Raw genomic sequence first — 14,250 nt, forward strand, 5'->3', positions numbered from 1 at the left:
AACGCCTGCGCCCAGCGTACCTATGTGATTGCCGGAAACATCACGGGACGAACGATGAAAGCGAACCGATCACTCTGGCTGCTGGCCGCGGGCGCAATCGCGGGCACGAGCTTCGCCATGGCCATCGACAAGATCGAGCCGCAGGCCTCGGCGCAGCAGGTGGCGCAGCTTGCTGCGGCTGCAGCGCCCCCGGAAACGCCGCGCCGCGTTCCCACCAGCAATGCCGAACTGATGCTCTCCTACGCGCCGCTGGTGAAGGCGAGCGTGCCGGCCGTCGTCAATGTCTACACCGCGCGCGTGAACCGGACGCGGCGCGATCCGTTCTGGGATCTTTTCTTCGGCGGAGGGCGCATGACGCCGCAGCCGCGCGTCGAGCAGTCGCTGGGATCGGGGGTCATCGTCGACGGCTCCGGCCTCATCGTCACCAACAACCACGTTGTCGAGGGCGCGGACGAGATCAAGGTCGCGCTCGCAGACCGGCGCGAGTTTCCGGCCAAGCTGATGTTCACCGACAAGCAGCTCGATCTTGCGCTGCTGAAGGTGGACACCGGCGGTGCGGCGCTTCCCGTCGTTCCGCTCGGCGACAGCGACAGCGCAGAGGTCGGCGATGTCGTGATTGCCATCGGCAATCCCTTTGGCGTCGGCCAGACCGTGACGCACGGCATCGTCTCGGCGCTCGCGCGGACGGGCGTCGGCATCAGCGACTATCAGTTCTTCGTGCAGACGGACGCGGCCATCAACCCCGGCAACTCGGGCGGCGCGCTCATCGGCATGGACGGGCGGCTCGTCGGCATCAATACGGCGATCTACTCGCGATCGGGCGGTTCGAACGGCATCGGCTTCGCGATTCCTGCCAACATGGTGCGCCAGTTCATCGCGGGCGCGAAGACCGGCAAGGTTTCACGGCCCTGGCTCGGCATGGCGGGCCAGCCGGTGACATCCGAGCTCGCCCGAGCTTCCGGCCTCGATCGGCCCATGGGCGTCGTCATCAATGAGGTGAACAAAGGCTCTCCTGCGGACCGTGCCGGTGTGCAGGTGGGGGACATCATCTATGCCGTGGACGGCAAGGACGCGTCGGACCCAGACACGCTGCGCTACCTCGTCGCCAGCAAACCGGTGGGCGACACTGTGAAGCTCACGCTGCTGCGGGGCGGCAAGGCGGAGAATGTGGCCCTGAAGCTTGTCGCGCCGCCCGAGGTGCCCGCGCGCGACACCACGCTGCTCGGCGGCCGATCGATCCTTGCAGGCGTCACGGTTGCGAACCTGTCGCCCGCGCTGTCTGCGGAAATCGGTGGCGGGCTGCCTGATAAGGGCGTCGTCGTCATGGGCGCGGACCCCCGCGCGCCGGCGCTGCGCTTCGGGCTCGTCCAGCCCGGCGACATTATCGAAACGGTGAACGGCCGGGCCGTGGCGAGCGCCAAGGGGCTGCAGGCGCAGGCGAACGAGGCGCAGGCGGAAATGACGCTCCGCATGAGCCGCGGCGGTGCCACGCGCGAATGCTATTTCCGCGCGCCGTCCTCGCTGCAGTGCCGGGGCTGAGGAGCCCTATTCGAATTCCATGATGATGGCGTCGACAGCGAGGCTATCGCCCGCCTTGGCGTTCACGGACTTCACCACCGCCGTCTTTTCGGCGCGGAGGATGTTTTCCATCTTCATCGCCTCGACGACCGCGAGCGCCTGACCCGGCTCCACCGTGTCGCCCGCCGCCGCTGAAACCGAGACGACGAGGCCCGGCATCGGGCAGAGCAGGAACTTCGAAAGGTCGGGCGGGATCTTCTCGATCATGTGCCCGGCAAGTGCGCTTGCGCGCGGCGTGAGCGCGCGGACGTTGTGGGCCGAGCCCTTCACCGTCATGCGGTAGCCCACGGGCTTCAGCGCCAGCTTTACGGCAACGCTACGGCCGTCCACGTCGGCGAGGAACACCGGCTCGCCCGGCTCCCACTCCGTCGCCACGTTGTGCGCGTGCGTGCCGCCTTCGAACGTGTGCGTCACGATCCAGCCGCTGCTCGTTTCCTCGGCGTGCACGCTGAACGGCTTGCGGTCGATCTCGATCACCCAGTTCGGGCCGAACTGCGCGCCGTGGCCGTTCAGCTGGCCGTCGATGAACTGCGCGCGCTGCACGGTGATGGCGTTGATGACGGCGGCGGCGATGATGAGGTCGTCGCGCTTCTCGTCCGTAAAGGGCGCGCCCTCGAAGCCGTCCGGATACTCCTCGGCGATGAAGCCGGTGGTGAGGCGCCCGTCGCGGAAACGCTGGTGCTGCATCACGGCGGAGAGGAAATCGATGTTGTGGCCGATGCCGTCGATCCGGTAGCGGTCGAGCGCGGCGACCTGCAGGTCTGCCGCTTCCGCGCGCGTCGGCGCGTGGGTGATCAGCTTGGCGATCATCGGATCGTAGAACATCGAGATTTCGCTGCCCTCTACGACGCCGGTATCCACGCGCACGGTCGTTTCGCCGTTCGTCTCCTCGGGCGGCGCATAGCGCGTCAGGCGGCCGATCGAGGGGAGGAAGTTGCGGTAGGGGTCTTCGGCGTAGACGCGGCTTTCGAGCGCCCAGCCGGAAAGCTTCACGTCGTCCTGCGTGAAGGCGAGTTTTTCGCCCGCCGCGACGCGGATCATCTGCTCGACGAGGTCGAGGCCGGTGATGCACTCGGTGACGGGGTGCTCCACCTGCAGACGCGTGTTCATCTCCAGGAAGTAGAAGCCCATGCCGGTCGTGTCCGCGCCGCTGACGATGAGTTCGACCGTGCCCGCGCTGTAGTAGCCGACGGCCTTCGACAGCGCGACGGCCTGCTCACCCATGGCTTTGCGCATTTCGGGCGTGACGAAGGGCGAGGGCGCCTCCTCGATGACCTTCTGGTGGCGCCGCTGGATCGAGCATTCGCGCTCGCCGAGGTAGAGCACATTGCCGTGCTGGTCGCCGAGCACCTGGATCTCGATGTGACGCGGCTCGACGATGAACTTCTCGATGAACACGCGGTCGTCGCCGAAGCTCGAAAGCCCCTCGCGCTTGGTCGCCTCGAAGCCCTCGCGCACGTCCTTCTCGGAGTAAGCGAGGCGCATACCCTTGCCGCCGCCGCCGGCCGAGGCCTTCATCATCACCGGATAGCCGATTTCGTTCGCGATGCGGACGGCGTGCTCGGTGTCCTCGATCTCGCCGACGAAGCCGGGGACGACGTTGACGCCTGCCGCCTTGGCGAGCTTCTTCGATTCGATCTTGTCGCCCATCGCGGCGATGGCATTGGGCGGCGGGCCGATGAAGGCGATGTTCTCTTCGGCGAGCTTCTTCGCGAACCATTCACGCTCCGAGAGGAAACCGTAGCCGGGGTGTACCGCTTCGGCGCCGGTCGCCTTGCAGGCCGCGATGATCGCGTCGCCGAGCAGGTAGGATTCAGCGGCGGGCGGCGGGCCGAGCCGCACGGCCTCGTCCGCCATCTCCACGTGCAGCGCACCGGCGTCTGCATCCGAATAGACCGCGACCGTCTTGATACCCATGCGCCGCGCCGTCTTGATGACACGGCAGGCGATCTCGCCGCGGTTCGCGATCAGGATTTTTTTGAACATGAAAGGCGCCGCCCCCCGAAACCAATGACGCGGACCTTCAAGCGGTGAAGTGCGGCGGCGTCAAGCTTTGAGCGTGGTGGAGAAAGGGAGGAGACAAGTCTCAATACCGTGGTCGACCGCCCGTGCCGATTAAGATGTGCGGATATTTCTTGCGGCATTCTTCAGGGCTTGCCGGAAAAAAACGTCGAAATTCTGCGTCCGCAAAGCCGGACCCGCTGGCCTGGAGCATTGCGTAGCCGGGGTGCGTATTGAACTCGACAACGACCGGACCCGTGGGCGTGAACGCGATATCCCAACCGAGAATCGGCAGGCCGAACAGGGCGCTCTGGCCGAGCCGCACGATGTCGAGAGCGCGTTGCCAGTCCGGCAGTTGGAAGCCTTTTATCGTCTCGCCCGTGTCAACGTGTTTGTCGGTTTTCTGAAGCGACAGGCCGAGGCCGACATACATTTCGCTGAGCGTTCCAGTTTCGATGTCGATGTTCGCAAAGCCGTTTCCTCCGGCGCCGAGATTGAAATTGTCCGTGACGTTGCGGCCCACCGGAATCCGGAAGGCGGCACGGTGGATTCGGATGTCTTCATCGGAAGCGATCGTGACGATGCGCGCTGTAGCAACACGCCTGCCGATCCTTGTCGTGATGTCGGGGTGCGGCGTGATGATGTCTTGCAGCAAGAGCCCGCCCACATCCTTGCCGCCGCGCCGCTTAACGAAATCGGAGACAGGCAGATGTTCGCCGGAGATGGTGACAATGCTGTCCGTCGCCGGATCGAATGCTTCCCCGTAACAACTATCGAGGCCGAACGCACCGGCGACGGGTTTCGCGAAAAAAGGGTAGTTTCCGGCGTCGCGAAGCCAGTTTTCGAAATCTTCCGGTGTTTTCAGAAGCCGGACGCCGGGATGAAAACGCCTCGTCTGATAAATGGCCTTGAGCGGTGGTACGGGCAGCCCGAAGCTTTGGAGCAAAAGGTAGGAGAGGGCCTTGTCGTTGCCGACCCCATACCACTGAGGGTCTTGTGCCATGTAGACGTCGCCCTTGGCCCACGCGCCTACAAACGTCTTTTTATGTTCAAAGGTGAAGGCGGAATCAAAAAGCCGATAATCGTAATATTCTTTGGCGGATAACTTTCCTTTTCCAAGGCGTAGGTGAGCGATTTCAGATATCTGACCTATTATTGATTTTCCGCATAATCTCTTCGTTTCTTTAAGATTTTTGATGATTTGCGGAACGCTCATTCCGATAATCATTTGTTTTCAGGCCTCCGAAGCGCGCCTCAAAAAACAGTCGAAACAGCAGTGGCTACTTTGCTGTTGTTTTTTACTCAATGATATAGGGGAATAAACGCTATTGGGATGGAGCGTGTATTTTTTGACATGACATCAGCAGCGAATGCGGCTTGCCGTTTTTCGCCGGTTGGTGTGCCGATCGGCCGACTTGGGACGTGCTCAGCGGATTCGGCGATTCTCGTAAAGTTCGAGAAACCGTGGGGTGGCGAGGCCTCGATTGGCGACAGTCTGCACAAGAACAAGATCGCCGTTCGGATTGTCTTCGATCAGCATTGGTCCCGTATCAGTGAAGGCAACGTCCCAATTGTGAATTTTCAGGCCGGGCACAAGGCGGCTGGCGCGCAACACGAGATCGATCGCCTGCTGCCAGTCCGGCATTGCAAGACCTGCGAAAGGCGCGCCCGTATCGGGATGATGGTCGGCGGCCCGCCAATCGAGCCCGATAGCGGAAAGCACGTCGACAACCGCGCCGGTTGCAATGTCGAGGCGCGCCAGCATGTTGCCCGAAGCGCCGCCGCGAAAATTGTCGACCATGCTCGCCCCGGCCGGAATCCGCAGCCCGGCTCTGAAGATTTCCGGTTCCGGGCGGTCGTTCAGAACCATGACACGCGCCGTCGCCAGCCGCTGACCGATCGTGGCGGCAATCAGCGGGTGGGGAGCGATGACATTCTGGAAAATCAGCGTCGGCTTTCCCGGCGCGCCGTGTTTTTCAGCGAAACTGTCGATCGTTTCGGTGCGCCCGTCGCCGTACAGTATCTCGCCGGTATCGCGCGTGATCGACGTGATGAGCGTGTTCCCATAGCCGCGATAGCTGACGGACGGCTTGGAGAAGAGCGGGAACGGCGCGCGATCGAGCAGCCACGTCTTGAGCTCGGCGGGCGATCGTAAGGCGACGACGCCGGGAATGTCGATGTCCGGGTGCGTGGCCGCAAGAATCTCGGGGGAGGCGATGGCATGTTCGCGGAAGAAGGCCAAGGCTCTCAGCTTGTCGGAGAACAGCGCGACGGCTTTCGGATCCTGAACCCTGTAAATCAGCGGCTTGATCCACGAGCCGACATATTCTGCTTTCTGCCGCCACGAAAGACCCGGCTCGAAAAGGCGCATGTCGTAATAGATATCGGGCATTATGCCGTGACCGAGGAGGCGAAGTCGCAGGATATCGACGAGCTGACCCGCGATGCTCCGTCCCGTCTGCTGTTTCGCCCGTCGCGCGGATCGAACGATATCGCCGACCGACATTCCAGCTGTCATTTGGTCTTCCTGCGTAATGCGCGAAGCTCGTTTGCCGCGAAGCGTCCGAACTCCCGGAAATACAACGCCCTATCCCCGGGAAAGTTTAAATCGGCATGAATGCGGGGATCGAAGAATCGCCCGGTGAACGCGGCGAGCGTCGCCGCCTTGCTGCCCGGGCGGCGCAGCGTGTTCGCCAGCCACGCGAATTCGCCGGGGAAGGTGTCGCGGCAGACGATGCCCTGCCTGGGGCGGATCGGTGGCGGGATGCGTCCTTCGAGGAACCATTCGGCTGCAAGCCGCGGGAAATCGACGCCTGCGTGTAGATCAAGGTGCAGATACTGCCAGAAGCGCGCGTTCACCTCGATGACGTGGAAATCGCCGCTGTCGTCATCGCGCCGGTATTCCACCATCGCGCAGCCGATCCAGCCGAGCGCGGACAGGCGGCGCACGGCGTCGTCGTAGATGTCCTGATGCCATTCGCTGCGGCGCAGCGACATCGTGCCCTTGCTGTGCGGCTCGGCGTGGCAATCGACGATGACGTTGCCGGCAAGCGCGCCATCCGGCCCCATCAGCAGGCTGACGCCCACCTGCCGCCCGGTGACGCCGCCCTGCACGAGAACGCTCTCGTAGCCCGCGGCGAGCGTGCGGCGGATGGCATCCTCGGCCGCGTCCATGCTCCGGCACTGGTGGAAGCCGACACCGACGACCTCGCCGTCCGCACCGCGTCCGCCCTTCACGTAGATCGGCAGCGGAAAGCAGGAAAGGTCCGGGGTTTCGTCCGCGCGGACCACGAGCGTTTTCGGATGATGATCGAGCAGGCCCGCAGCACGCCAGCAGTCGTAGGCCGCGATCTTGTCGCCGCCCGCGTAGACGATCGCGGGATCGGTGGAGACGGGGAGGAGCGGGCTGAATTCGGCGAAACGCTCGCGCACGGCGGAGAGTAGCCCGCCTGAAGGCACGATCATGCGGATGCCGTTCGCCTTCACATAGGCGGCGAGCCAGTCGCAGAAGGCCGCATCGCCGTAGCGCGGGTGCGTCGCTGTGTGTCGAGCAAAGGTCGATCGCAGGCCCATCGCCTGCGGGTCCGCCGCCACGGCGTGCGTTTCGTAGCCCGCACGGCCGAGCGAACGCAGCGCGGCGAGCTGCGCGCGGGTCTGGACATCGGGGACGAGGATCGCGGGCTTCACGCGGCGTCCACGAAGCGGGCGTCGAAGGTGGGGTCGATGCGCTCCGCAGTCATGCGCGCCATGCCGAGCCGTCGCCGTGTGCGAAGCAGCGCGACCGGGCGCACGCCGGACTTCCGGGCGCTCGCCAGAGCGGCAAGGTTTGTGCTCACGACACCGCTCACCACCCAGCGCATACCGAGGTCCGCGATCAGATACCGGATGCGCGCAAGCTGCAGTGCGGCGTGAAGGCCGCGCCCGCGCGCCATGGGATGCACGTAGCCGCCATAAAGCGTCGCCGTGCGCTCCGGCCACACCACGCGCTGGCCGACATGCGTGTAGGTCGTGTCTTCGGAATTCGGATGGGCAAGGCCATAGCCGAGCAGGGGGCCATCGGCGGCGGCGACCGTGAACAGCAGCGTCTTGCCTTCCGCAAGGCGTCGCTCCGCCGCGGAAACGAAGGCCTCGCGCGTCTGCCAGGGCACGGTCTGCTCGAAGCGGTGGACATGGTTCATGTCGTTCACGCGAACGTCGAGATCGGCGGGCGCGCCGGCGCCGGGCGCGTCGGCCGCAAACAGATGCAGCGCATGGTCGCTCCACAACCGCGCAACCACTGGTTGCCGGGCTATCTTCGAAAGGATGCCGTCGCCGCTCATGCGCGCCTGTCTATCGGGGGCGCGTTGCAAATGCGCTAATATTCAGACGGTTGCAATCTCGGGTGCGGCCAATTCCATCGGGTGGACGCCAAGGCGTGCAAACAGTGCCGCATCCTTGCTGTCGCCCGCGTTCGGCGTGGTCAGCAACCGGTCGCCGGTGAAGATGCTGTTCGCGCCCGCCATGAAGCACAAAGCCTGCGCGCTATCCGACATGCTCTCGCGGCCCGCCGACAAGCGCACCATGCTTTCGGGCATCAGGATGCGCGCAACGGCGACGGTGCGGACGAACTCGATCTCGTCGATCTTGGCGAGCGGCGTGTCGGCCAACATGTCCCCGAGCACGGTGCCCTTCACCGGCACGAGCGCGTTGATCGGCACGCTTTCAGGATGATGCGGAAGCGTGGCGAGCGCGTGCAGGAAGCCGACGCGGTCGCTGCGCGTTTCGCCCATGCCGACGATGCCGCCCGAGCACACGTTGATGCCCGCGCCGCGCACGTTTTCCAGCGTTTCGATACGATCCTCGAAGGTGCGCGTGGTGATGACGTTGGCGTAGTTTTCCGGCGAAGTGTCGATGTTGTGGTTGTAATAGTCGAGACCGGCCTCGGCGAGCTGGCGGGACTGTTCGGCCGAGAGCATTCCGAGCGTCATGCAGGTTTCGAGCCCCATGGCGCGGACGCCCTTCACCATCTCAACGATCGCGGGCATGTCGCGGTCCTTGGGGCTGCGCCACGCCGCGCCCATGCAGAACCGGCCGGAGCCCGCGTCCTTCGCGGCGCGCGCCTCGGCAAGCACGGCGTCCACATCCATCAGCTTCTCGGCCTTGAGGCCGGTTTCGGCGCTCGCGGACTGGCTGCAATAGCCGCAATCCTCGGGGCAGCCGCCGGTCTTGATCGAGAGCAGCGTCGAGAGCTGAACCGCGTTCGGATCGAAGTGCGCGCGGTGCACGGTCTGCGCCTCGAACATCAGGTCCGCGAACGGCAGGTCAAAAAGGGCGGCGACCTCGTCGCGCGTCCAGTCGGTGCGGATTTCGCGGGCGATGGGATTGTGGACGTTCATTGGCAAGTCCCTTCTAGAGCGGGATGTTGTCGTGCTTCTTCCACGGGTTTTCGAGGCTCTTGGTGCGGAGCTTTCGAAGACCGATGGCGATGCGCCGCCGCGTCGAGTGCGGCATGATGACCTCGTCGATGAAGCCCTTGGACGCCGCGACGAACGGGTTCGCGAAGCGTGCCTCATACTCGCGGGTGCGCTCGGCGATCTTTTCGGGGTCGCCGATGTCCTTGCGGAAGATGATTTCCACCGCGCCCTTCGCGCCCATCACCGCGATCTCGGCGGTCGGCCACGCGTAGTTGAGGTCACCGCGCAGATGCTTCGACGCCATGACGTCGTAGGCGCCGCCGTAGGCCTTGCGCGTGATGACGGTGATCTTCGGCACGGTCGCTTCGGCATAGGCGAACAGCAGCTTGGCGCCGTGCTTGATGATGCCGTTGTGCTCCTGCGCGGTACCGGGGAGGAAGCCGGGCACATCGACGAAGGTGACGATCGGGATGTTGAAGGCGTCGCAGAAGCGCACGAAACGCCCGGCCTTCTTCGCCGAGTTGATGTCGAGCACGCCCGCCAGCACCATGGGCTGGTTGGCGACGATGCCGACGGTGGTGCCCTCGACGCGGGCGAAACCGATGATGATGTTGCCCGCGTGGTTCGGCTGAAGCTCGAAGAACTCGCCCTCGTCCGCCACTTTGCGGATCAACTCGTGCATGTCGTAGGGCTTGTTCGCGCTGTCCGGGATCAGCGTGTCGAGGCTCATCTCCAGGCGCTCGGGATCGTCCTCCGTGGGGCGGAACGGCGCGGGCTGGCGGTTGCTCAGCGGCAGGAAGTCGAAGAAGGCGCGGGTGCGCAGCAGCGCGTCGACGTCGTCCTCCATCGCGAGGTCGGCGACGCCGGACTTGGTGGTGTGCGTGACCGCGCCGCCAAGCTCGTCCTGCGTCACGACCTCGTTGGTGACGGTCTTCACCACCTCCGGGCCGGTGACGAACATGTAGGAGGAGTCTTTCACCATGAAGATGAAGTCGGTCATCGCCGGGCTGTAGACCGCGCCGCCCGCGCACGGCCCCATGATGAGGCTGATCTGCGGAATGACGCCGGACGCGAGCACGTTGCGCTGGAACACCTCGGCATAGCCGCCGAGCGAGGCGACGCCCTCCTGGATGCGCGCGCCGCCCGAATCGTTGAGTCCGATGACAGGCGCGCCGACCTTCATGGCGGTGTCCATCACCTTGCAGATCTTCTGCGCGTGACGTTCCGACAGCGAACCGCCGAACACGGTGAAGTCCTGGCTGAACACATAGACGAGGCGGCCGTTGATCGTGCCCGATCCGGTGACGACGCCGTCGCCGGGGATCGTCTGCTCGGCCATGCCGAAATCGACGCAATTGTGCTCGACGTACATGTCGAGCTCTTCGAAGCTGCCGGGATCGAGGAGGATGTCGAGACGCTCACGCGCGGTGAGGCGGCCCTTTGCGTGCTGCGCATCGATGCGGACCTGTCCGCCGCCTAGCTTCGCGGCATCGCGGCGGCGTTCGAGTTCAGCAAGCACCTTCTGCATCGGCAAGTTCCCCGGTCCGTTTGTCGATTCGTCACCGCGCTTAGCGGGGTGGCGCGGCGATGTCACGCCCGCGCGAGATGTGCTACGTTCGCGCCCGGCGGCCAAAGGCCCCCGCCCGCGCCGCCTGAACGAGGGGAGGGAGATATGGGCAGACTGCTCGTCGGCAGCCTCGTCGCTGCCGTTGCAATGTTCCTGATCGGCTTTGTGTTCTACGGTACGCCTTTGTTCTCAAACGCCTACAAGACGGCGCCATTTGAAACGCAGATGGCGGTGCAGGACGCGCTGAAGGCGCTGCCTGCGAGCGGCACGTATTTCATTCCTATGGGCGCGGACGAGGCGGCGATGGCGGCGCACCGCGCCGGACCGACCGCGATGCTGCGCGTGAACCTGCAGGGCTCCGAGATGATGGACCCGATTGGGATGGTGAAGGGCTTCGTCCACATGGTGGTCTCGGCGTTCCTGCTCGGGCTCTTGCTGCTGCGCGTCGCGCCCAAAATCTGGAACTTCGGCGAACGCATGGCGATCGTGGTGACGGCGAGCCTCGCGGTGATCGTCTTCTCCCGGCTGGGCGAGCCGATCTGGTTCGGCGCGGACTGGCCGTTCACGCTCTATGTGGCGGTGGTGGACCTGATTTCGCTCAGTGTCGCGGGGTTCATCCTCGCGAAGTGGTTCCTGCCGAAGTCGTACCCAGCAGGCTGAGAAAGCGGGCGGCGTCGTTGAATGCGGCGCGGCGCGCGGTGCGTGCGGCCGTCGCTTCGGCGTCGTCACCCCATTTTTCGACCTGATACAGCTCGTCGAGATGCCCCGCGGCAAACGCCGCGTCCGCATCTGCTTCGCCTTCGGCGAGCGCCAGCGCGATGACGAGTGAGCCTGCGATGGTGACGAGCGGCTGCATCGCCGCGAGCTTCCAGGCATCCATGCCCCGAAGCGCGGCGGCGAGGCGCTGCACCGCCGCCGTATCCTGCGCGACGTGCGTGATGCTGTCCGTCACGCGGAGCGCCGCGTCGTAGCGTCTCAGTGCGTAGGCGACGAACGGATCCCACGCCTCAGCCTGCCGCGCCGCGAGGTCGGCGGGCGCATCGGCGCGGTAGCAGACGAGGTCGGATTCCGCATAGGCGGCGAGGCTCACCGCGAACGCCTGTGGGTCCGGCTGCACATGATCGATCGCGGCGTTCGCGAGCCCGGTCATCGGCATCGTCGCGGGCAGGATTTTATCGCCCTGAGCGTCCCACTCCTCCGCGACCGCAGCAGCGAGTGCGGTGGTCGGCAGGGTGAGGGACGCGCGCTTCGGCGTCCGCACCGGCCGCCCGTCGAGCGTGATCCGCCACGCGCCGTCTTCGGGAACGGCGGCAACCGCCGTGTAGAACCGCCTCACCTGCCGCCTGTATCCTTGCTGCGCCACGCGCGGCGCAGCATGGCGGGAATGATCAGCGTTTCAAGGAGGCCGATGAGGAAGACGGCTTTTCCGATCATCTCGTCCTGAAAACCGCCGATGCCCTTGCGCCAGATGAGCAGCCCGATGGCCATGAAGATCAGCCCGCCGATACGCATCGCATTCAGCAGAATCCAGCGGCTCTTTGCGGGATCGCTCATGCGTGCTTTTCCAGCTCGGCCAGCAGCGCGTCGAAATCGGTGGCGACATGGCGCGCGCCTGCAGCCGTGAGTTCCTCCGGCTCGTGATAGCCCCAATCGACGCCGATCGCATGGGTACGCGCCGCCACCGCCATTTCCATGTCGAACACCGTGTCGCCGATCATCACGGTATTTTCCGGCCGCGCGCCGGTTTCCGCCATCGCCGTCTGGATCATCGACGGGTGCGGCTTCGATGGATGCCGGTCCGCCGTCTGCAGCGTGACGAAGCGGCCGTGAATCTCGTGGTGCATCAATGTGAGCGCGAGGCCCCGATCGGACTTTCCCGTCGCGACGCCGAGCAGCCAGCCGCTGCGTTCAAGCTGGATGAGCCCGTCGCGAACGCCGGGATAAAGTGGTTCAGCAGCAAGTCCGCCATTCGCCCGCCGGCCCTGAAAAGCGAGCTTGTAGTCTTCGGCGAGCCGGTCGTGAAAATCCGCCTCCGCCTCCGGCAGCAGCACGGCCATCGCCTGGGCGAGCGACAGGCCGACGACGCGCCGCACGGCGTGCGTGTCCGGCGCTTCAAGGCGGTGCTTCACGAACGTATCCGCCATGCAATCGATGATGTTCGCCTGGCTGTCGACGAGCGTGCCGTCGCAATCGAAGATCGCGAGGCGGAGGGTCATTTCTTGCTCCGTGTCGGCGCTGTGCGTCCGCTGCCCCGGCGGTTGCGGTGCGAATCGCGGCGTTCGCGGCGGGCGTCGCGTGCCTTGTGGCGCGCCTTGCGCTCTTCGGCGCCCGGATCGACGAGTTCCTCCTCAAGCGGCAGATCGCCGATCGAGGCATCGAAGCCGATGGTGGCGAGGGTCTCCGCGAAGTGCGGCGCGGGCTCGGCCTTGATGTCGAGGGTCTTGCCGCTCGGTAGCGCGATCACCAGCCGCCGCGCGTGCAGGTGCAGCTTGCGCGAGACGCTGCCCGAAAGGAACGCTTCCTTGCCGCCGTATTTCGCATCGCCGACGATGGGATGGCCGATCGCGGCGGCATGAACGCGAAGCTGGTGCGTGCGGCCAGTCAGCGGCTGCATCTCCAGCCATGCCGCGCGGCTGGCGGCGCGCTCGATCCGCCGATAGCGCGTCACGGCACGCTGCCCCCCGGCTTCATCGATATGCATCTTCTCGCCGCCGGTGCCGGGCTGCTTGCTGATGGGCAGATCGATCATGCCGTCGCGAATCTCGGGCACGCCCATCACGATTGCCCAGTAGAGCTTCCTGGCGGTGCGGCCGGCGAACGCCTTCGAGAAGTGCGCTGCCGCGCGCGCCGTCCGCGCGAGGAGCAGCACGCCGCTCGTGTCCTTGTCGAGCCGGTGCACGAGTTTCGGCCGGTCGGTGCGATCGAACATCAGCGCGTCGAGCAGCCCGTCGACATGCTCGGTCATCTTCGTGCCGCCCTGCGTGGCGAGGCCAGCGGGCTTGTTGAGCACGATGGCGTATTCGTCACGGTAAATGACGAGGCTTTGCGCGAATTCGATCTGGTCGTCCGTCAGCACGGGGCGTTCCGGTTTCTTCACCGACATGATCATCGGCGCCGCAGCCTCGGCCGGGGGTACGCGTATGCTCTGTCCGCTTTCGATGCGGTCACCGGGCTGCGCGCGCTTGCCGTCCAGCCGGAGCTGGCCGGTACGCGCCCACATGGCGACCGTTGTAAAGCTGGTGTCGGGCAGGTGCCGCTTGAACCAGCGGTCGAGCCGGATGCCGTCGTCGTCCTCGCCCACGGTGAACTGGCGGACGCTGTCGCTGTCGTTCTGGCTCATACCAGCGCCTTTCCGATGAAAAGCGCGGCCACAGAAACCACAACGGAGGCCGTCACGTAACCGATCGCGGTCAGCGCCGCGCCGCGCTCCATCATCGCCACGACATCGAGCGAGAAGGCCGAGAAGGTGGTGAACCCGCCGAGTATGCCGACGCCGAGCAGCAGGCGCAGCGGCTCGCTGCCGCCGCGCTCGGCAAGGATGCCGACAAGCAGCCCCATCAGCAGCCCGCCGACGATATTCACGGCGAGCGTACCCCACGGGAAATTCGGGCCCATGAGGCGCAGCGAGGCCATGCCGACGCCGTGCCGCAGCATCGCGCCCACGGCACCGCCCGCACCCACAAGGAGAAAATGTCCGATCATCGGCGGTGT

General features: G+C 65.2%; 14 protein-coding genes. 2 read left to right on the forward strand and 12 right to left on the reverse strand.

Annotated features, from left to right (window positions below; genetic code table 11):
* Window positions 1-54: 54 nt before the first annotated feature.
* Window positions 55-1,539, forward strand: coding sequence for a Do family serine endopeptidase (locus AAC014_RS15715; protein WP_339710277.1), 1,485 nt, complete (start codon window positions 55-57; stop codon window positions 1,537-1,539).
* Between the two features lie 6 nt (window positions 1,540-1,545).
* Here AAC014_RS15715 and AAC014_RS15720 read toward each other — a convergent pair whose 3' ends face one another.
* The 7 genes from AAC014_RS15720 to AAC014_RS15750 form a co-directional block, all read right to left on the reverse strand.
* A complete protein-coding gene (locus AAC014_RS15720; protein ID WP_339710280.1) occupies window positions 1,546-3,564 on the reverse strand; it encodes an acetyl/propionyl/methylcrotonyl-CoA carboxylase subunit alpha in 2,019 nt (672 codons plus the stop codon).
* A gap of 100 nt (window positions 3,565-3,664) precedes the next feature.
* Window positions 3,665-4,807, reverse strand: a complete 1,143-nt coding sequence (locus AAC014_RS15725; RefSeq protein WP_339710283.1) for a sugar-transfer associated ATP-grasp domain-containing protein — start codon at window positions 4,805-4,807, stop codon at window positions 3,665-3,667.
* 198 nt (window positions 4,808-5,005) lie between these two features.
* On the reverse strand, window positions 5,006-6,097 hold the full coding sequence (locus AAC014_RS15730; RefSeq protein WP_339710286.1) for a sugar-transfer associated ATP-grasp domain-containing protein: 1,092 nt from the start codon (window positions 6,095-6,097) through the stop codon (window positions 5,006-5,008).
* Window positions 6,094-7,266 carry a hypothetical protein gene (locus tag AAC014_RS15735; protein WP_339710288.1) on the reverse strand — a complete coding sequence of 391 codons (1,173 nt, stop codon included), beginning with the start codon at window positions 7,264-7,266 and terminating at the stop codon, window positions 6,094-6,096. Before AAC014_RS15735 ends, AAC014_RS15730 begins: the two co-directional genes overlap by 4 nt.
* The gene (locus tag AAC014_RS15740) at window positions 7,263-7,898 is read right to left on the reverse strand and encodes a GNAT family N-acetyltransferase (RefSeq protein WP_339710291.1); all 636 of its coding nucleotides are present in this window, start codon (window positions 7,896-7,898) and stop codon (window positions 7,263-7,265) included. Before AAC014_RS15740 ends, AAC014_RS15735 begins: the two co-directional genes overlap by 4 nt.
* 42 nt (window positions 7,899-7,940) lie before the next feature.
* Window positions 7,941-8,954 (reverse strand): biotin synthase BioB, encoded by a 1,014-nt coding sequence (gene bioB / locus AAC014_RS15745; RefSeq protein ID WP_339710294.1) that lies wholly within the window; start codon window positions 8,952-8,954, stop codon window positions 7,941-7,943.
* 13 nt (window positions 8,955-8,967) lie between these two features.
* Window positions 8,968-10,500: an acyl-CoA carboxylase subunit beta gene (locus AAC014_RS15750; RefSeq protein WP_339710297.1), complete on the reverse strand. Its 1,533-nt coding sequence runs from the start codon at window positions 10,498-10,500 to the stop codon at window positions 8,968-8,970.
* Between the two features lie 144 nt (window positions 10,501-10,644).
* On the opposite strand from AAC014_RS15750, the gene AAC014_RS15755 reads away from it, so the two are divergent.
* Window positions 10,645-11,199 (forward strand): hypothetical protein, encoded by a 555-nt coding sequence (locus AAC014_RS15755; RefSeq protein WP_339710300.1) that lies wholly within the window; start codon window positions 10,645-10,647, stop codon window positions 11,197-11,199.
* On the opposite strand, the gene AAC014_RS15760 is transcribed toward AAC014_RS15755, so the two are convergent.
* From AAC014_RS15760 to crcB, 5 genes are read right to left on the reverse strand one after another with little or no spacing between them, the layout of a single operon-like run.
* On the reverse strand, window positions 11,153-11,875 hold the full coding sequence (locus AAC014_RS15760) for an ATP12 family chaperone protein (RefSeq protein WP_339710303.1): 723 nt from the start codon (window positions 11,873-11,875) through the stop codon (window positions 11,153-11,155). The two genes, AAC014_RS15755 and AAC014_RS15760, sit on opposite strands and share 47 nt — an antisense overlap.
* Entirely contained in the window at window positions 11,872-12,093 is a 222-nt protein-coding gene (locus tag AAC014_RS15765) for a hypothetical protein (RefSeq protein WP_339710306.1), read from the reverse strand. Before AAC014_RS15765 ends, AAC014_RS15760 begins: the two co-directional genes overlap by 4 nt.
* Window positions 12,090-12,755, reverse strand: coding sequence for an HAD-IA family hydrolase (locus AAC014_RS15770; protein WP_339710309.1), 666 nt, complete (start codon window positions 12,753-12,755; stop codon window positions 12,090-12,092). Before AAC014_RS15770 ends, AAC014_RS15765 begins: the two co-directional genes overlap by 4 nt.
* Window positions 12,752-13,879 (reverse strand): RluA family pseudouridine synthase, encoded by a 1,128-nt coding sequence (locus AAC014_RS15775; protein ID WP_339710312.1) that lies wholly within the window; start codon window positions 13,877-13,879, stop codon window positions 12,752-12,754. Before AAC014_RS15775 ends, AAC014_RS15770 begins: the two co-directional genes overlap by 4 nt.
* Window positions 13,876-14,241, reverse strand: coding sequence for a fluoride efflux transporter CrcB (crcB, locus tag AAC014_RS15780; protein ID WP_339710315.1), 366 nt, complete (start codon window positions 14,239-14,241; stop codon window positions 13,876-13,878). Before crcB ends, AAC014_RS15775 begins: the two co-directional genes overlap by 4 nt.
* Between the last annotated feature and the right edge of the window lie 9 nt (window positions 14,242-14,250).

This window comes from uncultured Sphingosinicella sp. (assembly GCF_963974575.1).
GTDB lineage: Bacteria > Pseudomonadota > Alphaproteobacteria > Sphingomonadales > Sphingomonadaceae > Sphingosinicella.

Bases quoted from the DNA above. Each gene is read 5' to 3' on its own strand.
- AAC014_RS15715 (WP_339710277.1), top strand. From the start codon at position 55: ATGAAAGCGAACCGATCACTCTGGCTGCTGGCCGCGGGCGCAATCGCG.
- AAC014_RS15720 (WP_339710280.1), bottom strand. From the start codon at position 3,564: ATGTTCAAAAAAATCCTGATCGCGAACCGCGGCGAGATCGCCTGCCGT.
- AAC014_RS15725 (WP_339710283.1), bottom strand. From the start codon at position 4,807: ATGATTATCGGAATGAGCGTTCCGCAAATCATCAAAAATCTTAAAGAA.
- AAC014_RS15730 (WP_339710286.1), bottom strand. From the start codon at position 6,097: ATGACAGCTGGAATGTCGGTCGGCGATATCGTTCGATCCGCGCGACGG.
- AAC014_RS15740 (WP_339710291.1), bottom strand. From the start codon at position 7,898: ATGAGCGGCGACGGCATCCTTTCGAAGATAGCCCGGCAACCAGTGGTT.
- bioB (WP_339710294.1), bottom strand. From the start codon at position 8,954: ATGAACGTCCACAATCCCATCGCCCGCGAAATCCGCACCGACTGGACG.
- AAC014_RS15750 (WP_339710297.1), bottom strand. From the start codon at position 10,500: ATGCAGAAGGTGCTTGCTGAACTCGAACGCCGCCGCGATGCCGCGAAG.
- AAC014_RS15755 (WP_339710300.1), top strand. From the start codon at position 10,645: ATGGGCAGACTGCTCGTCGGCAGCCTCGTCGCTGCCGTTGCAATGTTC.
- AAC014_RS15765 (WP_339710306.1), bottom strand. From the start codon at position 12,093: ATGAGCGATCCCGCAAAGAGCCGCTGGATTCTGCTGAATGCGATGCGT.
- AAC014_RS15770 (WP_339710309.1), bottom strand. From the start codon at position 12,755: ATGACCCTCCGCCTCGCGATCTTCGATTGCGACGGCACGCTCGTCGAC.
- AAC014_RS15775 (WP_339710312.1), bottom strand. From the start codon at position 13,879: ATGAGCCAGAACGACAGCGACAGCGTCCGCCAGTTCACCGTGGGCGAG.
- crcB (WP_339710315.1), bottom strand. From the start codon at position 14,241: ATGATCGGACATTTTCTCCTTGTGGGTGCGGGCGGTGCCGTGGGCGCG.